Here is a 19,641-nt window from a genome sequence, read left to right as displayed (position 1 = left end):
CTCAAATCAATCATGTTCAATTAATGATCCCGCTTCATCAAGAAATCGGCAAGCTGCAAAAGCCTCTCAGGCTTTGGAAACCCCGCTTGTACAATCGATTGCTTGGCTTTTCGGGTCAGTTCCTCCACCTTGGCTTCGGAGGCTTCGATCCCGATAAAATAAGGGTAGGTTACTTTCTGCTGTTTCACATCGCTCTGTACCGGTTTACCCAGCTTCTGTTCGTCCCCGATCAAATCCAGAATATCGTCCTGAATTTGAAAAGCGAGGCCGATGCAGGTGCCGAAATGCTCGAGCGCAGCCAGTTGTTTATCGCTTGCGCCGGCGATTCGACCGCCTGCTTTTAAGGAAAATACGATCAAATCGCTTGTTTTATGCAGATGGATATATTCCAGCTCTTCCAGCCGGGTGACCCCCTGCTCTCCCAGCATGTCCGCAGCTTGACCGCCCACCATGCCCGGAGCGCCAGCCAGACGTGAAAGATCTTCTACGATATCCGCAATCGTTTCTCCCGAAATTCCATGCTTTCTTGCCGATTGAACAATCATGTGAAAGGCATGGGTCAGCAGGGCGTCACCGGCAAGAATGGCCATCGCTTCGCCAAACACTTTATGATTCGTCAGTTTGCCGCGGCGGTAATCGTCATCATCCATTGCCGGCAAATCGTCGTGAATCAGAGAATACGTGTGAATCATCTCAACGGCCAAAGCCGCCGGCATGGCGGCAGTCGAATCGGCGTCAAGCGCTTCCGCTGCCGCGAGCACAAGAATTGGACGAAGCCGCTTGCCCCCGGCCATCAAGGAATACATCATCGCTTCGCGCAAAGGAGCAGGGATGCTCCACTGGGGAGGAATCGATGTCTTCAGCTCTTGCTCGATAAGCAGTACTTTTTCTTTAATATACGTGTCTATCCCGTTTAGCGGTTCAATCATCGGGTATCCCCTTTATCGCCTTCGTCCGCTTGAAACGGCTTTTTGACCATGCCGCCATCTTGCTCAAGCAGGACCTCGATTTTCCTTTCCACCTGTTCCAGCTTGCTGCTGCACAATTGCGACAGCTTCATCCCTTCCTGGAACAGCTCGATCGCTTGTTCCAGCGGAACGTCTCCGCTCTCCAGCTGTGCCACAATGCGCTCAAGCTGATCCATGGCTTGCTCAAAGCTAGGCATCGCTTCCTGATTTGTCATCGACTTTCTCCTCCATTGACCAAACATGACAATCGATACGGCCGTCCTTCAGCCTAAGCTTCAAAATATCACCGATTTGGACCTGGTCTATCGATTTAATCAAATGCTTTTCCTTCTCATCATACACTAAACTGTAGCCGCGCTGCATGATTTTCAAAGGGCTGAGCGCGTCGAGCTGACGAATGCCGGCCATCAGTTCCTGCTGCTTTCCCTTCAGCACACCCTGCATGGCCTGCCGCAGCTGCCGGGTTGAGGAATCCAGGCGCTTGCGCGTATAAACGATTTGCTCCTTCGGATTGAAAGATGCCAGCCGGCGTTCGGAACGCATCAGACGTTCCCCCGATTTCGTCACCCGGCTGCGGATCTTGTAGCCGAGCTGCTCCCGAACCCGGTCGAGCCTCTCTGCCGGCTGCTGCAGCAGCTGCCGTCTGGGGTTCGTCAAATAGGGCGAACGCTGCAGTCGCTTAAGCTTTTCTTTGCTGCGTTCGAGCTGTTTGGCCAGCCCCCCGTAAAGCTGCTGCTTATAAAAGCCGATCTGCTGCATGAGTTCCAAATGATGCGGCACGGCAAGCTCGGCAGCGGCCGTGGGTGTCGCCGCCCGCAGGTCGGCTGCAAAGTCGGCGATCGTGAAGTCGGTCTCATGCCCTACGGCAGAGATGACCGGCAGCACCGAGGCATGGATGGCCCGCGCAACGATTTCCTCATTAAATGCCCATAGCTCCTCCAGGGACCCCCCACCGCGGCCGACAATCAAAACATCCACTTCGTTCATTTCATTCATGTCCCGGATGGCTTTCACGATCGATGGGGCCGCCTGCTTTCCCTGGACCAATACAGGATATAAGAGAACAGGCACGGACGGATGGCGGCGCTGCAGCGTGGTGATAATGTCGCGAACCGCTGCTCCGGTTGGAGACGTGATGACACCGATCGCCTTCGGAAATCGGGGGATAGGCTTCTTTGCGGCCGGAGCGAACAACCCTTCGGCTTCCAGCTTTTTCTTCAGCTGCTCGAAAGCCATAAACAGGCTGCCGATCCCGTCCGGCTGCATTTGCGTAACGTAAAACTGATACTGCCCGTCCCGTTCGTAAACCGAGATGTTTCCGCAGGCAAGCACTTTGGCGCCTTCCCTCGGAATAAAAGCAAGCTTCTGATTATACGAAGCGAACATAATACATTTTAACCGGCTGTCTGCATCCTTTAGCGAAAAATACATATGCCCGCTGGTATGATGCGTAAAGTTGGAGATTTCTCCCCTGACCCATACGTTCTGCAGACGGTCATTCCCCTCAAGCAACATTTTGACAAGCCGGTTCAAATCCTTGATGGAATAAACTTGTTTATCCTTCATAACGGATCACAAAGCGGCATGCGCGCCTGCCGCCCGCTGTGCCGCTTCAAGCGTATTGCGAAGAAGAATGGTAATCGTCATCGGCCCGACGCATCCCGGAACAGGCGTCACGTAGCTTGCCGTATCCAGCACATCGTCAAAATCAACGTCCCCCGCCAGCTTTCCGTTATCGAGCCGGTTAATGCCCACGTCGATCACGACAGCGCCCGGTTTGATATGGCTGCGGTTGATCATTTTGGCTTTGCCGACCGCCGCCACAAGGATATCCGCCTGACGTGTAATCTCCTCCAAATTCTTTGTGCGCGAATGGCAAACGGTGACGGTTGCGTTCTCCCTGAGCAGAAGGGTCGCCATCGGCTTGCCGACGATATTGCTCCGGCCTACAACGACAGCATGCTTGCCGGCGATATCTACGCCGATCTTCTTCAAAATCTCGATGACGCCTGCAGGCGTACAAGGAGCCGGTCCTTCTTTACCGATCATCAGGTTGCCGACATTGACCGGATGAAAGCAGTCGACGTCCTTCTCCACTGCGATCGCTTCCACTACACGTTCTTCCGAAATGTGCTTCGGCAAAGGCGATTGTACAAGGATACCGTGAATAGCGGAATCCTCGTTCAGTCTGGCAATCAAAGCGAGCACTTCCGCCTCAGGCGTTTGTTCGGCAAGCTTGTACACCTCGGAGTGCATTCCCGCTTCTTCGCAGGCTTTCGCTTTATTGCGGACGTACACGTGCGATGCCGGATCGTCTCCAACGATGACCACGGCCAGCCCCGGGCGAACGCCCTGCTGTACAAGCCGTTCAACCTGCTCTTTGATTTGCGCGCGATAAGCGCTCACGATCTCTTTACCATTAATTACTTGTGCGGACATGTAAGCCGTTCCCCTTTCCATTTTTCAGACCTTCGGCGTCTGTTCCCGAAGCTTCTCCAAATCCTTGATCATCTTACCGAGCACGCCATTGACGAATTTCCCCGATTCCTCCGTCCCGAAATTTTTGGCCATCTCGATTGCCTCGTTCACGACTACCTTCGGCGGCACGTCTTCCTTGTAAATCATTTCGTACGCGGCGAGCCTCAATATTTCACGATCCACCCTGGACAGCCTGTCCATTTGCCAGCCTTTTAAATAATCCGACAGCAAGCTGTCGATTTGCTGCTTATGCTGTGTGGTGCCTTCCACAAGCTCCTGCACTTCCGCCGGCGATATTTGATCGCGCTCCCGTGTCAGCTGCGCTTCATCTTCTCCTCTTGCCTCTTCAACGACATGAGCGATGGCGTCACCGGATGTGACTTCGTTCATCTCGATTTGATACAGACTTTGCAGCGCAAGCTCCCTTGCCAATCTTCGTCTCATTAACCAATAAAACCTCCTGTTGGTCACTTAAAGGATCATTAAAAAAATCCTCAGGCTATCCCAAGGATTTTAGCGGAACAATCTCCATTTGTCCATTAGCCAGCGCCAAGTGTCTTCTACGGGAAATACCGGCTCGTTCCGGTCCAGCTTTTTCCCTATATAATAACCAGTATATACGATCAAGACAAAGATTAACATACGCCACAAGCCAAAGAACAAATATATCATCCCCAAGACGCCTCCGGCAAGGACGCCAAAGGTTTTGCCCCTGTGCTTTTCCCGCAGCTGTTCCCATATTTGCATCCACATCCGGGAAGCTCACCTCTATTCCACTCGACTTTTGAAGGTGGGGGACGATTGCTGGATATTCGCTACAAACACAGTCACATGTGCAACCGGAATACCCGTAATGTCTTCAATGTGATTCTTGACATTGCCCTGAATCTCTTCCGTCAGCGCCGGAATGGAGCTTTCGCCGTCAACAATGACGCGGATCACAAACTCAAGCCCCGCTTGATTGACTTTGACACGCGAACGCAAATCCTTCACGCCCCGGGTGCGGCCCGCCGCTTTAAGCGCCAGATTCTCCACCGTATCGAGCGATATGCGGATATCCCCGAAATCGGTTCTCTGATCTATCGAAGGCACATCCGACTTCCCCCGCCGAACCGCCAGATAAAGAAAACGGATACTGATCAGAAAAACCGCTATGGTAACCGGGATGAATATGACCGCCGTGTCCATATCATAATATATGTCGTGGACAAAATTTTCCGCAGCGGTTAAAGGAATGAGTCCGAAGGCTAAGAACAATAGGACGACGGAGGCAATAAATATAATGCCGCTGAAAAGCAGCAGCAGCAGTCTGTCGAGCACTTTTACCACGTATTCCGACTCCTTCCGAAAATATGGCGGAAACCCCCAGACGATAGGTTTGGGGGTTCAACCGGGCTTCATGTTTATTTCACGCGTTGCGGAGATGTTTCGACCTCTTCGGCTTTGTCTGCGCCCTTGAAGATAACGTCATGAATATGAACGTTGACCTGCACTACGCTAAGTCCTGTCATCGACTCGATCGCCTGCTTCACATTCGCCTGCACGCCGCTTGCCACCTCGGGAATTTTCGATCCGAATTCGATGACAATGGACACGTCAATGGCCGCTTCACGCTGTCCCACTTCGACCTTTACGCCTTTGGATACGTTCTTCCGTCCGAGAAGCTCGGCGATCCCGCCGGCGAATCCCCCGCTCATTCCCGCAACACCGGGAACTTCTACAGCAGCCATACCGGCAATGATTTCAATCACCTCGGGAGCGATTTGAATCGTGCCCATCTCGGTCTTCTCATAATCCGCAGCCAGTGTACTCATTGGATAGGTCCTCCTCCAAGTTTTTGCTAAAGCAAAAACGGCTTCAAAAAACATTCATGTTCATTCTGTTTTCCGGTAAAGCGACTATCTTATAGCCGCTCTAACCTTGTCTTATTGTATACTATACCATCCCGGCAAAAATATGACAATGAATTGTAAATCAGGAATTCGGGTCATTTACATCATGTTCTTCCAAAAATTTAATATCGAAGTCGCCGGCCAGAAACTTCTTATGCTCCAGCAGCTTCAAATGGAAAGGTATCGTCGAGTGGATTCCTTCGATCGCAAATTCCGATAACGCCCGTTTCATTCGCTGCACAGCCTCGTTCCGATCCGCTCCCCAGACGATCAGCTTGGCGATCATGGAATCGTAATGCGGGGAGATCGTATACCCCGGATAAGCGGCGCTGTCCACCCGAACCCCAAAGCCGCCCGGAGGCAAATAAAATTGAATTTGGCCTGCCGAAGGCATGAAATTCCGCTCGGGATCCTCCGCATTAATCCGGCATTCGATGGCCCAGCCGTTGATCTTCACGTCTTCCTGGGTGAAGGACAGCGGCACCCCTTCCGCTACACGGATCATTTCTTTAATAATATCGATGCCGGTAATCAGCTCCGTGACTGGATGCTCCACCTGAATGCGCGTATTCATTTCCATAAAATAAAACTGTCCGTCGGCGCCCAGCAAAAATTCAAGCGTACCTGCACCGGAGTAGTTCACGGCCTTGGCCGCGCGTACGGCCGCTTCTCCCATCCGTTCGCGGATTTCCGGCGTCAGAATCGGGCATGGCGCTTCCTCGACCAGCTTCTGGCGGCGGCGCTGCACGGAGCAGTCCCGCTCGCCCAGATGCACAACATTGCCGTGCTTGTCCGCCAGTATCTGTATCTCGACATGCTTCATGCCTGTCAAGTATTTCTCCAGATAGACGCCGGCATTGCCAAAAGCATTCTGAGCTTCCTGCTGTGCGGTGGTAATCTGTTGAATCAGCATTTCCTCGTTCTCTGCCAGACGAATCCCCTTGCCTCCGCCGCCTGCCGTTGCTTTAATGATGACAGGATAGCCGATTTCCCGGCAGATCCGGATTGCCTCGTCCATATCTTCCACAAGCCCGTCGGAGCCGGGAATAACCGGAACGCCCGCGTCCTTCATCGTCTGCTTCGCCACAGACTTGTCGCCCATTCTGCTAATCGCATCGGGAGACGGTCCGATAAACGTGATGTTGCAGCTTTCGCAGATTTCCGCGAAGTCCGCATTCTCTGCCAAGAAGCCGTAGCCCGGGTGAATGGCATCCGTTTCCGTAAGCGTAGCCACGCTCATCAGATTCGTATAGTTCAGATAACTGTCTTTGGAAAGCGTCGGTCCGATGCAATAGGCTTCATCCGCCAAACGGACATGAAGCGATTCCCGGTCGGCTTCGGAATATACCGCGACCGTGGAAATGCCGAGCTCACGGCAGGCGCGAATAATCCGAACGGCGATTTCCCCACGGTTGGCAATCAAGATTTTTTGAAACTTCAATGGTGTTCTCCTCCTACTTACTCCGGTTTCACCAGGAATAAAGGCTGACCGTATTCGACCAACTGGCCGTTTTCTACCAGCACTTCGACAATTTCACCTTTAACCTCGGCTTCAATCTCGTTCATCAGCTTCATCGCTTCGAGGATGCAGACAACCGTCTTCTCCTTCACTTTGCTGCCTTTCGAAACAAACGGCGCCGCTCCCGGAGAAGGAGCTTCATAGAATGTGCCTACCATCGGGGAAACGATTGTATGTAAGCCGGCATCGGCTGCGGCAGGCTTCTCGGCTGCCGGTGCAGCGGGCGCAGGAGCGGTCTGCTGAACGGCTGCTGGCGCATAAGCTTGCACAGCAGGCGCGGCAGCAACGACGACCTGCTCGGTTTTATTCGGTTTCCGAATCAAAAGGCGGGAGCCTTCGTTTTCAATTTCCAGCTCTTGTAAAGAGGTTTGATCCACTAGCTTAATCAGTTCTTTGATTTCGCTTAACTTAAACAAATAGGTTCACTCCTTTGGCGTCTTGTTCCAACCGGCGTCAATATACTGCGGCAGCGGTCGGAACGAAAGGTGAAACAAACGACGTTGTTATTATATCACAATCTTCCGGCAAGGAAAGAGTTTCTTGGGACTTGCCCATGAAGCTGGGAACAACGCCGCCTGATTCACTTGTACCGCATGGATAACACGGTCGGGAAGAGCAGCCGGGCTTCGAAGGGTATAGATGAAACAAGAGTCCCTTCGCGGGGACTCTTGTTTCATCTGCTTGGCACATTTGGATTAAGGCTTGTATTGTATGGCGATGTGATCCGGGATGATGCCAAGCTCCTTCATTACCTGATCGGCAATACTGACGGCTTGGCTTCTTTCCAGCTTGTTCGCTTGCACCGTTACCTTCCATCTCTCGCCTTCCTGGGTAATCACCGCTTGCGGATACTCCTTCATAAGGTTCTCTTCCAAGGATGTGATCTTCGTTTCAATGTCCTGGAGCTTTTGCAGTTCCGTCTGCGCTTTTGCGGCGGCTTCCTGCGTCTGCTTGGTGTCGGCCAGAATGGTCATCAGCGACTCCACCTGTTTGGACAGCGCTTCGTCGCGCTTCATTTGCATATTCACAAAATAATCGGAACCCGAGGTCGCTTGAGCCTGGATTTGTTCCAGCACTCTGGCGTTTTGGTCGCCGGCTGCCGCTTCATTCTTGGATACGGGCTGAGCAGTCGTCGGGTCAGCGCCGGATTCCGGCTTTTCTGTGGATGGCGTTTCGGTGCTCGTGCTGCTCGATTTCGGATCGGTCTCGGTCTTCGTCCCTTCTTCGGCTTCGGGCTGCTGATCGCTCTGCTTCGGCGCCGTTTGTCCATTGGCTGCGCCCTGCGGCAGGCCATCCAATTGGCCCGCGTTGATAATCACTTCTTTGGATTGCGTTGAGCTGGCCGTATTCAACTCCAGTTGGCTAACGTCTTCCGTGAACAAATAGTAGGCTGACAGGACTACCATCAAGCTGAGCATGGATACGAGCCAAATCGTTTGTCTTTTAGAGTTCATCAGTATTCCTCCTTAAGTGAGTTTATCGTTTTATCACTGCTTCCTGCGAACGCGAATTATTGTTTCCGCGGAAGAATGGATATCCGGTGCGGAGGGACGCCAAGGCCGCGTTCCACAGCCTCGGATATCATCTTTTTCACTGTTAAATTTTCCGCCCCTTTGGCCACGACCAGCACGCCGCGGATTTTAGGTTTGATCGTTTTGGTTACGAGGGGCTTTTTGCCGCCCGACACCTCGTAAAGAACGACTTCCCCTTTGCGTGAAATATCGGTAATATGCCTTTTGGCTCCCTGTTGATCCTGTTCATTGGTGATCTGCTGCGTTTCCTGGGTATTGCGTTCAACCGTGACCTCCTCGGTCGATTCAATCGTGACAAGAACCTCCACCTCGCCTACCCCGACGATTTTGGTTAAAATCTCCCTGAGCTGGGACTGATAGGCTTCCTCAAATTCGCGGAAGGGACTGGACTCCTTACCGCTTGATCCGAAGACAGGCTGCGTTTGATCCGCTGGAGAAGCGCGACCCTCACCGATGGGATCCACCTCTTTTACCGTAATGAATGAGTTCAGTATCATGAAGGCGGCTCCGACCAGCCCCATCAGCAGCAGCCAGCGGAGGGTCTGGATTCGTTTGGGTCCGCCCGGTCCGCCGCTAAAAAGGCTGAACGGCCATCTGGGTTTCCCGTCGTTGTCTCCCATCGATTCACCTCCTTGAGGATAGTCCCATCCGGATCTGGATTTGCTCTCCGGACAGCTGCCAGTCCTGCTCCAGCATCAGCAAAATTTGCGTTTGTTTCTGCAGCGCCTCCGGCGGGAGACGATCCTCTTGCACTTCATCCGAGGCCCACGCCGGATTTGAATCCTTCCTGTCTTCCCCGATTTCAATCGGGGCGATGTCAACCGGTTCCACCGGCCTGACAGGCCCGCTGCTGCCGACCGCCTGGTATCGGCCTTGCTGTGATGTGTTCTCGGTTGAAGGTACAAAGTCCAGGGACAACGCCACGCTCCGAATGACCGCTTGACCATTCTCATCCTGCCTGGTATCGACCTGCACGCTTTGTACCTGCACTCCCGCCGTTTGTTCAATTTTGCGCTTGATCAAATCGGCAACCTGGTTTTGCACGATCCGTTGGGATTGCTCCTCCCGCCTTAACCGCAGCGTCTCCGCTCTCTGCTGTATGGCGGGGAGCGACTCCATACGGTCCGTACCGTTACCGCTCTGCCACTTCCAGGCGGCATCCTGTTTGAACAGGGCCGATCCAAGCTTTTGATCTATCTGGCTGCTGTTATCTATTAAGGATAAAATGGGATGAAGCAGCGTCATCAGAAGAAACAGGGAAATCACCGTTTTGACATACCTCTGCATCGATTGATTCGGCAGCAGCAAGTCGACGAAAGTCGCGAGCAGAATCACGAGTATGACCGATTTAAGCCAATCGCTCAGGAAGTCCATAGCGGGATCCCCCTTCCCGTTCGGAGGATTATCGCATCATCACGGATACGTTCCCCGCCGCAATCAGGATTGTAATCGCCAAGAAAAACATGAGCCCTACCGCTGCCAGAGCAGCAAATACGTAAATCAAACTTTTCCCGATGGTTGCCAGACATGCGGTCATCGGATGATCGCCTAACGGCTGCATGACCGCCGCGGAAAGATTATATATGAAGGCAAGCGCAATAATTTTCAGTGCAGGAAACGCACAAAGTACCAGAATAATCACGACCCCCGACAAGCCTACCGCATTTTTGACCAGGAGCGACGCGCCGATAACCGTTTCCGAAGCATCGGAGAACAGCCTGCCTACTACCGGCACAAAATTGCCCGCAATATATTTGGCCGTACGGATCGTCACTCCATCCACAATCGCTCCCGCGCCCCCTTGAACCGATACCACCCCGAGAAAAACGGTTACGAATATCCCCAAACAGCCCAAACTGATATTTCGTAATAAATTCGCAAGCTGCGTTACTTTATATTTGTCCGACAGCGCGCTTACGATATGAAGCACTGCCGAAAAAAACAACAGGGGAAAAACGAAAAAATAAATCACCGTCCCTATGGCATAAACCATGAATACAATCAGCGGATGCAGCACGGATACCGATACGACATTCCCCATGGAGGCCAGCAGCGTCAGAAGCAGCGGAACTACGGCAATCATAAAGTGGGTCATTTCCGAAATGGCGGATTTGGCGTAACCAATCGCCAGGTTAAAGCTGTTCACCGCCATAATCATCAAAACCAGAAATGATATGGCGTACGCGATTTTGCTTACGTTGTTTTTCTCAAAGGAGCTCTGGAGCGTTTCCAACAGCATGCTGAAAACCGATAGGATCACGATGGATGCAAGCAGTTTGCCGCCATAAATCAGCTCGTGAAAAAAGTACCGCAAAAGCCCGGAGAAAATCGAACCGGGGCTGATCTCTTTGGCCCCGAGCAGCAAATCCATAAACGAAGGCGCTGCGGCATCGGGAAAATACCCGCCGTACTGCCGCATCAAGCGGCCCCAGAACTGCTCCACCTGATCGAGCGGCAGCCGCTCCGCTTGCTCGCGAATCAACTCCTCTACCGGCGTCGCTGCGTATGCGGTCATTCCGCAGCCCCCCGGCTTCCAGCAGCTTAAAGCATTCCCTCCGTCAAGCAGCAGCGCCGTGATCACAGCGATCCAGAGGAGCAGGAGCTCCGGGCGCCGATCCCTGCTTTTTCCACCGCCGGGATAGCGGCCTGTCTCAAGCGACATACGTTTTTTTAGATGCAGCATAGCTTCATCTCCTGGTTCGCTTCGCCTCTCCAGTGTGCCGCAATGGTTTAAGCGGGAAGCAGCTTGACCACGGTTTCGATGATGACCGACACGATCGGGATGGCCATCACCATAATGAGGATTTTGCCGGAGAGTTCAATCTTGGAGGCAATCGCCTCCTGCCCCGCGTCTCTGACGACCTGCGCCCCGAACTCCGCGATATAGGCGATGCCGATGATTTTCAGAATGGTCTTGAGGAATATCAGGTTGATTTCGGCTTTGTTCGCCAGTTCCTCCAGCACCCCGATGACTGTCGATATTTTACCGATTAAAAATAAGAAGATCGTAATCCCCGTGAAGGCGGTGAGCAAAAAGGCAAACATTGGCTTCTGCTCTTTGATGACCAGCACAAGAACCGTCGTGATCAACCCGAGTCCCACCACTTGTATGATCTCCACAGGCATCCCCCCCTCTTATTGAAAGAGGAAAATTGTCTTGATTTCATTAAACAGGCTGTCTAACAACCGGACGACCATAAACAGCACCACGACAAAGCCGATGACGGTTACCCAATGGGCCATATCTTCTTTGCCCATTTGCTTGAGCACGGTATGAATCATGGCGATAATGATGCCGATGCCGGCAATCTGGAATATCGCGTTTACATCTACGTTCATTGGCGGCACCTCACCTAATACATCAAGATGACGACGAGCAGCCCCATCAACAGTCCCAGGCTTTTCCACATCCGTTCATACCGCTGCTGTTCCTCGCGGGCGCAGTCCGCTTCACCTTGAAGTTGATTGACGGCCAATTTGAGATGCTTAACCTGGTCTTCTCTGTCGGTCAGCCCCAGGGTAGAGCCGAGCTGCAGCAGCACTTCCTTCTCATTTGGCTTCATGGAGGTATTTCTCCAGCCGGCAGTCAACGTCTGTTCCCAAATGGTTTGGACGGAACGCCCGTCCGGTTTCACCAGCTCAGCCGCCGTGTCCAGAAACAAGGATCCCACCGGATGGGTCCCCGCTCGCCCGGTTTGTCTGAGCGCTTCCGGCAGCGGAGTGAAGCCGTACACGATTTCCGTCTCCAGCCGCTGCAAAAGCCGAATCAGCTCGGAGATTTGCTTAGGCCTGCGCGATAATTGGGATGCCTGATAAAAACCCAGGAGAGTGCCTGCCAGCAGAATCAACATGGCGCCCAAGAGCTTCAGCATCCTGGACTCCTTCTTTCGCTCGCGCTCATAAGGTCATCCCCCTCTCAAGGCAAGCCTGTCATCCATCCGTTTACCAAGCTGATCAAACACCGCCGTATTCGGTCCCGGAGGAGCGGCAGCCCCCGTCCTGCGGTGCAAAACGACGAACCGGTCAAAGACTTCGGCTTCAAGCAGCTCCCGCAGGATCGGACGTCGCTTCGCATCTTCGATATCCCGTCCATGCGCAGTCGCTACAATGCTGATTCCCGCATGAAGCGCTTCATGAATGGCGGCTGCATCTTCAGCCCGTCCGATTTCATCGGCGATCAGCACTTCCGGAGACATGGAACGGATCATCATCATCATGCCCTCGGCCTTCGGACAGCCGTCGAGTACATCGGTTCGGGGACCGACGTCGAAGGTCGGCACGCCTTTCACGCAGGCTGCGATCTCGGAGCGTTCGTCCACGATGCCGACCTTGAAGCTCCTGTAAGACCTTCCCGATTCGTTGACCTTGCCGCCTGAGCTGAGAAGCCGGGCCAAATCGCGGATGAATGTGGTCTTTCCTTGCTGCGGCGGAGAAATGACCAGTGTTCGATAAACACTCCCGTCTCTTGGCTCCAGCAGGAACGGCAACGCCCCTGCCGCCGCCTTTTTCCATTCCCGGGCAAGCCGAATGTTAAACCCGCTGATGTCCTTTATATATTTCACTTTGCCCTGCTCGACCACCGTCCGGCCGGAGAGACCTATCCGATGCCCGCCGGCTACGGTAATGAATCCCCGCTTCAGCTCTTCCTCAAACGTATACATAGAATGCTGGGTCAAGAGCTCCAGCAGCGTTGCACAATCTTTGTGGGTCGCCCGGTATGCTTGCTCGGGATTCGGGCTCAAGCCGCCTTTTTCGGCAACAAAACCATGTCCCGTGCTCCATATGACTTCAAGCGGACGCGACTCGCGAATGCGGATTTCTTGCAATTCGGCTTGAATTCGCGTTGGTAGAGTTAATAGAATCTGCCGCACAGGGGCAGAAAAAAACGGTAGAACCGATCCGATCAAAGTACATTCCTCCCACATTCGACGGTTACGGCGGCGCTCTATTGCCCGTCATCAGCATTGCGACGGTTACCGCGCTTCTACCGGCGTCAGTCTGTCCAACTTCTACAATCATGTGTATGCCTTACCTAGTGAAATATGACAGATTACTTTTTTAAGATTCCGATAAAAATGCAGCTGACCCCCGCCATCACCCATAACATTTTGCCTGCCGAAAGCTTATCCGCCAGCCCGACCAGCCCAATCGTCGTTGTTGTCAGAAGTACGAATGGCCCTACGAGCGCCAGCCCCGAGTTCACGAGCAGCGCTTTCTCAATCTGGTTAAATCGAAGCATGAGCAGGGCCGCAGCAATTTCGATACCTCCTGAAACGATTCGGATCATGGCCATACTGAACACAATCTTGTTCAACATCGACGTTTCACCTCATCCCTTGGTCTCTATACCCATCCTATGCAGGCTCGTCTTATTTTAGGAATACTGGGCACACCCCCAACTGAAAATGCATATGATGACACAGTAATCCAAGACTAACCTACAGCGAGGCGATAACTAGATGGAGGTATCAATACCGCTGCAGTGGAATGCACTGCTCAGTGATCCGACCGGACGCCGGACGCCTAAACCGCGGCAATCGGGAAAAACCATGGTGATCGACAAAGGACTGGGGCTTTATGCCTTAGAAGATCTGTTGCAAACGGCAGGCGACTATATCGACATGCTGAAAATCGGCTTCGGCACCTCGCCGCTTTATATGGCGGATTTTCTCAAGAAAAAAATAGAGATGGCCAAAGCATATGACATTACCGTATATCCAGGCGGTACGTTCCTGGAAGTTGCGATACGACAGGACGAGACAGACCATTTTTTTCAGATGGCAAAATATTTGGGGTTTAACGGGTTGGAAATATCGGACGGAACGATCGAAATGTCGCGCAGCCTGCGCAGCGAACTGATTTGCCGCGGCCTGAACGAGGGCTTTATGGTCATTACCGAATACGGCAAAAAAGGCTGGGGTTCATCTATTGAGATCGAAGAGCTGATCCAAACGGTAACGATCGATTCGCAGCTGGGCGCCAGTCTGATTACGATTGAAGGAAGAGAATCGGGCAAAGGCGTAGGCATTTATGACGCAAACGGAGCATGTATAGATGAAGAAATAGAGCGGGTGTTAAACCGGGTTCCCAGCACCGACCTGCTGCTATGGGAAGCACCGCAAAAGGAGCAGCAGGTACATCTGCTGCAAATGCTGGGCACGGATATCCACCTCGGCAACATTGTTCCCGGAGATATCATTTCGTTAGAGGCTCTGCGGCGGGGGCTTAGGTCGGATACGCTGCTTTTGGCTGATGTTTCCAGACAGGAGTCCTATCAAAGCTTCAATTGGCAAATCTAGAGGGGAGGCTGGGCAAAGGAATGAATGTGCAGGTCATCGCCAGCGTGGGCGAAGCGCGAACGGATGAGCTTCAGAACAAGACAGTGATCGTCATCGATGTACTGCGGGCCACGTCCACGATGCTGACGGCGCTCACGAACGGCAGCAGGTCCGTCGTACCCACCGAAACGGTAGCGCAGGCCAAAAGCCTGCAGCGTCCGGGGGACTTGCTGGGAGGCGAACGCAGCTGCAAGAAAATACCCGGCTTTGACTTCGGCAATTCTCCGTTCGAATATGCTCCCGAAGCCGTCAAAGGGAAGAACATCATCATGACGACGACAAACGGAACCAGGGCAGTGCAAAAATCACATAAAGCGGCGCATATTTTGGCAGGCTCCTTACTGAATGCGTCCAGCTGCGCGGTCAAGGCGCTGCAGCTGCAGAAGGAGATTGCCCTGCTGTGCGCGGGGACTCACGACGTATTCAGTCTGGAGGACGGACTGTGCGCAGGATTGCTGGCCGACGAACTGGTCCGGCTCACCGGCGGCGGCTGCGAGGTGAACGACCTGGGTCTGGCCATGATGCATGCGTACCGCCAAACGCACGACCGGCTCCCGGAGACGATACTGTCATGCTCGAACGGCAAACGTCTGATCCGGCTCGGATATAAAGAAGATGTTCTTTACTGCAGTCAGGTCAACCGGATTCAAGCCGTCCCGCAATTCCATGACGGAGCTATGGTGATTTGAAAGCTGCAGGAGAGTTCTGCGCAATGGCAGTGAGAAAATGGGGAGAAGCAGTGAGCAATCATGTCCTAAGCGGCAGCGGGAAGCCGCCGTTCTGCATATCGGCGGCCTCACCGTATGGAATCCCGCGACCGGTTTTGTATGGTTAATAAACAGAAAAATGCTTCGTTCTAATTCGGTTGACCCCTCATACATATAAAGTGATACCAAATGGACAAGGGGCTTAACCATGAACGGAGAGATACTGCTTGTTGCACTGATTATCATCGGGCTGATTGGCCGTTCCCATATTATTACGACAGCCGCCTGTGTGCTTTTGATCGTGAAGCTGATCAGCCTTGAGCGGTATTTGCCCACCATCGAACGAAGAGGGCTCGAACTGGGGCTGCTCTTTTTGACGATGGGAGTTCTGGTCCCTTTTGCCAGTGAGAAAATTTCCATCAAGGACGTCTCTTCCATGTTTACCACTTGGCCCGGAATACTGGCCTTACTGGGTGGAGCCATCGCCACGTATATGAACGGCAAGGGGCTTGAGCTATTAAAATTAGACCCACAAATGATTGTGGGTCTGGTCATTGGTTCGATATTTGGAATTATTTTCCTCAGGGGCATACCCGTCGGTCCATTGATGGCCGCCGGCATTACTGCTTTTTTGCTTAGAGCGTTTACTTTCTTATTTGATAAAATCCGCTAGCTTATCTTCTTTCCGACGGTCCGCCGACAAATACGGTTTGATCCGTATCCAGGCCATATGCCGTGTGCAGAGCTTGAACCACTTCGTTCAAACGGCCATTCTCGATAACGCAGGATGTCTTGATTTCGGACGTGCTGACCAGCAGGATGCTGATACCGAGCTCCGAGATTACTTCGAACATCTTGGCGGCGACGCCCGGCGTACTGACCATGCCTGCCCCCACGATGGACACTTTCACCAAATTCGTCTCGGAGGTCACTTCACGGAAGCCCACGGAAGAGCGAATGCCTGCAATAACCTGCAGCGCTTTTTCCAAGTCGGACGAGGATACGGTAAAGGAGAAATCCGCGAGTCCGTTAATCACACCGCTTTGCACGATAATGTCCACATCGATCTGTTCCTTGGCCAAAGCCGTGAACACCTGGGCCAACTGTCCTGGTTTTTCTTCCACACCCAGAATGCTGATTCTCGCTACATTTTTATCGTATGCAATGCCGCGTACCACGATGCCTTGTTCCATCGCCGCTTCCTCCTTCACTTGCGTACCTTCGTTATGGTTGAAGCTGGATCTGACAACCAGCTTTACATTATAGTTCTTTGCGTATTCAACCGCTCTGGGATGCAGTACCGCCGCTCCGAGATTGGCGAGCTCCAGCATCTCATCGTACGAAATTTCGTTTAACTTGCGCGCACATTTGACGATGCGCGGGTCCGTCGAATAAACGCCGTCCACGTCGGTGAAAATTTCACACACATCCGCCTGAATCGCTGCGGCAAGCGCAACGGCCGTCGTATCCGACCCGCCTCGCCCAAGCGTCGTGATCTCCCCTTCTGCGCTCATGCCCTGAAAGCCCGCAACAATGACGATCTTGCCTTCTTCCAGCGCTTTAAGCACACGCTGCGGCTGAATATCGGTAATCCGGGCTTTGCCGTGGAGCGCATCCGTGTACATCCCCGCCTGCCATCCGGTGAAGGAAACAGCCGATGCTCCCAGACTATGTATCGCCATGGACAATAATGCAATCGAAACCTGCTCCCCGGTCGTCAGCAGCATATCCATCTCACGCGCAGGAGGGGTTCCTGTGTAAATTTGTTTGGACAAGTCAATTAAATCATCGGTGGTATCTCCCATCGCCGAAACGACAACCACGCACTGATGACCCTCGCGCTGTCTCTCTACTACGCGGTTGGCCACACGTTTCATTCTTTCCGCATCGCCAACGGAGCTGCCGCCGAACTTCATAACTATCAGAGACAAAACTGCTCACTCCCTACACAAACATTTGCATAACTAATGAGACATTATATCACAAGCCCTGTGTCTCTTGAAACAGAAAAATGAGGAAGCTTCAGACGGACCATCGTTTATTGTCTGTTTCTTCGCTGCTTCCAGTGGTGGAGTGCCGGCTTGATGAGAAAGGCATAGAGCAGTACACAACCGATAAAGGTAATCATATAAGCCCACCCCGGAACCTTCACGGCTGTACCGAACGATACGGTCCGATGATGCACCTCTACGGATTCATAGGTACTGATGATATCGGGAACATAGAGCATCGTCATCACATAACCGGAAATGATCTGAACGGCAAATAACAAAAGATGAACCGCCGCGGCAAATATCAATCCGTTTCTTATCGTTTTTACCATCTCGCTCCTCCATTCTACAGGCGACTCATCGCCTCCCGTCTACCGGCTTCTTCCCACCGGTTTCTCCAGGGAGTACAGCTCGTCTTCCAGCGCCGACATCCTCTCCAGCAACGTTCGTCTGGCATCTCCAATGGCATGGTTGTATACCGGGGGTCCTACCAGTCCGATCATAAAATCAATCAACTGCTCGGCCTCCAGATTTCCGATCGATTCGGTTCTTTCTTTTTCAAAATATTGCTGAACGCGCCACACCATTTGTTCTTTTTGCTCTTTGGAAATCTTTAGAGGGATCATTCGGCCCGCCCCTTTCCTTTGGCATCTCCCGGCAAAATGACACAAAAAAAGAATGCCAGAATGCGGTCGCAGCTCTTTTTCTTCTCTTTTCCGAGTTCCAAACCAGCTTGCCTCCGAAATAAATGACCGGATTTCACTTGTTATATATATACATTTTTAGAAAAGACCCAATCCCCCGATCAATGTAATTCATAAGATGACAATATGTTATAGCGAAAGGAGGCTGTCATCAATGAGCTTCGCAAGAGGTTTTACTTCTATTGGCGTGATTCTCGTCCTTTTCATTCTTCTCGTTATCGTTTCGACTGCATGGTTCATCTAATATGATCCATCGACCTGCGCTCGGGCTTACAGCTCGGGCGTTTGGTTTGCGAATGATCAGGCCTGATCATTCGCAGAACGGGTATCCCCTAACGGAAGACCGCGCTGCATTAACAACGCATGGGACAGCAGAGCCGTTGCACATCCTAAAGCGCCGATCATAATAAAACCCTGCCACAAGGTCAATAAATCTCCGGCTACCCCCATGACCAGCGGACCTGCAAACATCCCCAAGCCATAGATGGCCTGATAAAACCCCATCGCTGTAGCCCTTCTTCCCGCATCCATATGCTTTATGCTGAGAGCCATCAATACGGGCGCTGTGAGTCCACGGCCAATCCCCGCAAGACATTGGGTAACCATCAGCATCCACAAGGTTGAAGAAAACGGTATAAGAATTGTAAAGATTCCGGAAAAGATGAAGCCGATGATGATGATATGGTTTTCACCCAGTTTCCGGGCTACATATCTGCCCCCTACCAGGGACGCTATCGCCATAGGAAACGTGGAAAAGAACGTCAGCAGTCCCATATCGAGCTTCGTCGCTCCGATCGACTGGGCATATACGGGAGTAAATCCAAAAACCGTAGCGAATGTCAGCAATTGAAAAAGGACAGCCAGAAAAGAGACGGTCAACAGCCTCTTGTCGCTGCCTACCTCCAGCATGCCTTTGAAGGTCATGGGCTGTTTGCTTTTCTTAGGGGTTTCTACAAGAAAGAAAGCACCCACAAGCCCCAGAGCGCCTGCGGCGGCACCGATAAGAAAAGAAGATTCCCAGCCATACCTATCCGCGAACCACCCGCCGCAGAGAATGCCGAACATTTGACCGAGCGAGTTGTAAAATGAAATCGTTCCGATCGCTTGCGTCGTCTCTTCCTGACGGTAGTAGCTGGCAAACAAAACCGTAAAGTCTACCCACGTCGCCGCAGCCGCGCCTGCCGCGGCCCTGAGCAGGAGAATCCACGTCAGTTCCTGCGTAACCAGAATCCCGATACCGGATAAAACCGAAAAAAACAAGCCAAATACAATAAACCATTTGTGCTTGTGATAACGGTCCGAGACCACGCCCACCGGTATCCGCAGAAGCATTTGACTCAATCCGTACATGCCGACAATCAGTCCGGCCATTTTATAAGAGGCGCCCAGATATTCAACGTATGCGGTCAAGATCGGCACACAAGTATACATCGAAAACCAGAACAGCAACGTGACCGTACAAAACAGCGGTATCCTATAGTTTCGCACTTCAGGCGTATCATTCATCCCCGG

The 19,641-nt window shown here is 52.4% G+C and carries 27 protein-coding genes; 4 read left to right on the top strand and 23 right to left on the bottom strand.

Annotated features, from left to right (window positions below; genetic code table 11):
- Window positions 1-20 precede the first annotated feature (20 nt).
- The 19 genes from EXW96_RS08515 to EXW96_RS08425 all read right to left on the bottom strand — a co-directional run bounded on the left by EXW96_RS08515 (window position 21) and on the right by EXW96_RS08425 (window position 13,706).
- Entirely contained in the window at window positions 21-926 is a 906-nt protein-coding gene (locus tag EXW96_RS08515) for a polyprenyl synthetase family protein (protein ID WP_373864962.1), read from the bottom strand.
- Window positions 926-1,183 carry an exodeoxyribonuclease VII small subunit gene (gene xseB, locus EXW96_RS08510; RefSeq protein WP_054817759.1) on the bottom strand — a complete coding sequence of 86 codons (258 nt, stop codon included), beginning with the start codon at window positions 1,181-1,183 and terminating at the stop codon, window positions 926-928. The genes EXW96_RS08515 and xseB overlap by 1 nt, the downstream gene beginning before the upstream one ends.
- Window positions 1,158-2,534 (bottom strand): exodeoxyribonuclease VII large subunit, encoded by a 1,377-nt coding sequence (gene xseA, locus EXW96_RS08505; protein WP_062408933.1) that lies wholly within the window; start codon window positions 2,532-2,534, stop codon window positions 1,158-1,160. The genes xseB and xseA overlap by 26 nt, the downstream gene beginning before the upstream one ends.
- A 6-nt stretch (window positions 2,535-2,540) precedes the next feature.
- Window positions 2,541-3,407: a bifunctional methylenetetrahydrofolate dehydrogenase/methenyltetrahydrofolate cyclohydrolase FolD gene (gene folD / locus EXW96_RS08500; RefSeq protein ID WP_174350334.1), complete on the bottom strand. Its 867-nt coding sequence runs from the start codon at window positions 3,405-3,407 to the stop codon at window positions 2,541-2,543.
- Window positions 3,408-3,431: 24 nt separating this feature from the next.
- Window positions 3,432-3,890: a transcription antitermination factor NusB gene (nusB, locus tag EXW96_RS08495; RefSeq protein ID WP_054817758.1), complete on the bottom strand. Its 459-nt coding sequence runs from the start codon at window positions 3,888-3,890 to the stop codon at window positions 3,432-3,434.
- A 69-nt stretch (window positions 3,891-3,959) separates the two neighbouring features.
- On the bottom strand, window positions 3,960-4,199 hold the full coding sequence (locus EXW96_RS08490; protein WP_054817757.1) for a DUF2273 domain-containing protein: 240 nt from the start codon (window positions 4,197-4,199) through the stop codon (window positions 3,960-3,962).
- 15 nt (window positions 4,200-4,214) lie between these two features.
- The gene (gene amaP / locus EXW96_RS08485; RefSeq protein WP_054817756.1) at window positions 4,215-4,775 is read right to left on the bottom strand and encodes an alkaline shock response membrane anchor protein AmaP; all 561 of its coding nucleotides are present in this window, start codon (window positions 4,773-4,775) and stop codon (window positions 4,215-4,217) included.
- 74 nt (window positions 4,776-4,849) lie between these two features.
- Complete coding sequence (locus EXW96_RS08480) at window positions 4,850-5,260, bottom strand: Asp23/Gls24 family envelope stress response protein (protein WP_054817755.1); 411 nt, start codon at window positions 5,258-5,260, stop codon at window positions 4,850-4,852.
- Window positions 5,261-5,420: 160 nt separating this feature from the next.
- On the bottom strand, window positions 5,421-6,779 hold the full coding sequence (gene accC / locus EXW96_RS08475) for an acetyl-CoA carboxylase biotin carboxylase subunit (protein ID WP_062408935.1): 1,359 nt from the start codon (window positions 6,777-6,779) through the stop codon (window positions 5,421-5,423).
- 17 nt (window positions 6,780-6,796) lie between these two features.
- Window positions 6,797-7,273, bottom strand: a complete 477-nt coding sequence (accB, locus tag EXW96_RS08470; RefSeq protein ID WP_054817754.1) for an acetyl-CoA carboxylase biotin carboxyl carrier protein — start codon at window positions 7,271-7,273, stop codon at window positions 6,797-6,799.
- Window positions 7,274-7,552: 279 nt separating this feature from the next.
- Window positions 7,553-8,311, bottom strand: coding sequence for a SpoIIIAH-like family protein (locus EXW96_RS08465; protein ID WP_174350333.1), 759 nt, complete (start codon window positions 8,309-8,311; stop codon window positions 7,553-7,555).
- 56 nt (window positions 8,312-8,367) lie between these two features.
- On the bottom strand, window positions 8,368-9,009 hold the full coding sequence (spoIIIAG, locus tag EXW96_RS08460; protein WP_062408937.1) for a stage III sporulation protein AG: 642 nt from the start codon (window positions 9,007-9,009) through the stop codon (window positions 8,368-8,370).
- 4 nt (window positions 9,010-9,013) lie between these two features.
- Window positions 9,014-9,763 carry a stage III sporulation protein AF gene (spoIIIAF, locus tag EXW96_RS08455; protein WP_062408938.1) on the bottom strand — a complete coding sequence of 250 codons (750 nt, stop codon included), beginning with the start codon at window positions 9,761-9,763 and terminating at the stop codon, window positions 9,014-9,016.
- 28 nt (window positions 9,764-9,791) lie between these two features.
- The gene (spoIIIAE, locus tag EXW96_RS08450) at window positions 9,792-11,072 is read right to left on the bottom strand and encodes a stage III sporulation protein AE (RefSeq protein ID WP_062408939.1); all 1,281 of its coding nucleotides are present in this window, start codon (window positions 11,070-11,072) and stop codon (window positions 9,792-9,794) included.
- A gap of 47 nt (window positions 11,073-11,119) precedes the next feature.
- Entirely contained in the window at window positions 11,120-11,509 is a 390-nt protein-coding gene (gene spoIIIAD, locus EXW96_RS08445) for a stage III sporulation protein AD (RefSeq protein ID WP_062410962.1), read from the bottom strand.
- A 15-nt stretch (window positions 11,510-11,524) separates the two neighbouring features.
- The gene (gene spoIIIAC / locus EXW96_RS08440; protein WP_054817751.1) at window positions 11,525-11,728 is read right to left on the bottom strand and encodes a stage III sporulation protein AC; all 204 of its coding nucleotides are present in this window, start codon (window positions 11,726-11,728) and stop codon (window positions 11,525-11,527) included.
- Between the two features lie 14 nt (window positions 11,729-11,742).
- Window positions 11,743-12,261 (bottom strand): stage III sporulation protein SpoIIIAB, encoded by a 519-nt coding sequence (gene spoIIIAB / locus EXW96_RS08435; RefSeq protein WP_062408940.1) that lies wholly within the window; start codon window positions 12,259-12,261, stop codon window positions 11,743-11,745.
- A gap of 33 nt (window positions 12,262-12,294) precedes the next feature.
- The gene (gene spoIIIAA, locus EXW96_RS08430; RefSeq protein WP_174350332.1) at window positions 12,295-13,296 is read right to left on the bottom strand and encodes a stage III sporulation protein AA; all 1,002 of its coding nucleotides are present in this window, start codon (window positions 13,294-13,296) and stop codon (window positions 12,295-12,297) included.
- 143 nt (window positions 13,297-13,439) lie between these two features.
- The gene (locus tag EXW96_RS08425; protein ID WP_062408942.1) at window positions 13,440-13,706 is read right to left on the bottom strand and encodes a YqhV family protein; all 267 of its coding nucleotides are present in this window, start codon (window positions 13,704-13,706) and stop codon (window positions 13,440-13,442) included.
- Window positions 13,707-13,848: 142 nt separating this feature from the next.
- Here EXW96_RS08425 and comA point away from each other — a divergent pair, with 142 nt between their 5' ends.
- The 3 genes from comA to EXW96_RS08410 all read left to right on the top strand — a co-directional run bounded on the left by comA (window position 13,849) and on the right by EXW96_RS08410 (window position 16,107).
- Window positions 13,849-14,688: a phosphosulfolactate synthase gene (gene comA / locus EXW96_RS08420; protein WP_074726775.1), complete on the top strand. Its 840-nt coding sequence runs from the start codon at window positions 13,849-13,851 to the stop codon at window positions 14,686-14,688.
- 20 nt (window positions 14,689-14,708) lie between these two features.
- Window positions 14,709-15,416, top strand: coding sequence for a 2-phosphosulfolactate phosphatase (locus EXW96_RS08415; protein ID WP_054817749.1), 708 nt, complete (start codon window positions 14,709-14,711; stop codon window positions 15,414-15,416).
- Between the two features lie 226 nt (window positions 15,417-15,642).
- The gene (locus EXW96_RS08410; protein WP_054817748.1) at window positions 15,643-16,107 is read left to right on the top strand and encodes a DUF441 domain-containing protein; all 465 of its coding nucleotides are present in this window, start codon (window positions 15,643-15,645) and stop codon (window positions 16,105-16,107) included.
- 1 nt (window position 16,108) lies between these two features.
- Here EXW96_RS08410 and EXW96_RS08405 read toward each other — a convergent pair whose 3' ends face one another.
- The 3 genes from EXW96_RS08405 to EXW96_RS08395 all read right to left on the bottom strand — a co-directional run bounded on the left by EXW96_RS08405 (window position 16,109) and on the right by EXW96_RS08395 (window position 18,051).
- Window positions 16,109-17,365 carry an aspartate kinase gene (locus EXW96_RS08405; protein WP_062408944.1) on the bottom strand — a complete coding sequence of 419 codons (1,257 nt, stop codon included), beginning with the start codon at window positions 17,363-17,365 and terminating at the stop codon, window positions 16,109-16,111.
- Between the two features lie 107 nt (window positions 17,366-17,472).
- The gene (locus EXW96_RS08400) at window positions 17,473-17,757 is read right to left on the bottom strand and encodes a hypothetical protein (protein ID WP_174350331.1); all 285 of its coding nucleotides are present in this window, start codon (window positions 17,755-17,757) and stop codon (window positions 17,473-17,475) included.
- A 39-nt stretch (window positions 17,758-17,796) separates the two neighbouring features.
- Complete coding sequence (locus EXW96_RS08395; protein WP_217437285.1) at window positions 17,797-18,051, bottom strand: DUF2164 domain-containing protein; 255 nt, start codon at window positions 18,049-18,051, stop codon at window positions 17,797-17,799.
- Between the two features lie 232 nt (window positions 18,052-18,283).
- Here EXW96_RS08395 and EXW96_RS08390 point away from each other — a divergent pair, with 232 nt between their 5' ends.
- Window positions 18,284-18,373 carry a sporulation protein YjcZ gene (locus EXW96_RS08390; protein ID WP_074726773.1) on the top strand — a complete coding sequence of 30 codons (90 nt, stop codon included), beginning with the start codon at window positions 18,284-18,286 and terminating at the stop codon, window positions 18,371-18,373.
- A 56-nt stretch (window positions 18,374-18,429) separates the two neighbouring features.
- Here the strand turns inward: EXW96_RS08390 and EXW96_RS08385 are convergent, their stop codons facing one another.
- Complete coding sequence (locus EXW96_RS08385) at window positions 18,430-19,635, bottom strand: MFS transporter (RefSeq protein WP_174350330.1); 1,206 nt, start codon at window positions 19,633-19,635, stop codon at window positions 18,430-18,432.
- Window positions 19,636-19,641 lie beyond the last annotated feature (6 nt).

The organism is Paenibacillus sp. JMULE4 (assembly GCF_013337105.1).
Taxonomy (GTDB): Bacteria; Bacillota; Bacilli; order Paenibacillales; family NBRC-103111; genus Paenibacillus_G; species Paenibacillus_G naphthalenovorans.
Note: the sequence above shows the minus strand (reverse complement) of the source record. Positions and strands in the feature narration are given on the sequence as shown.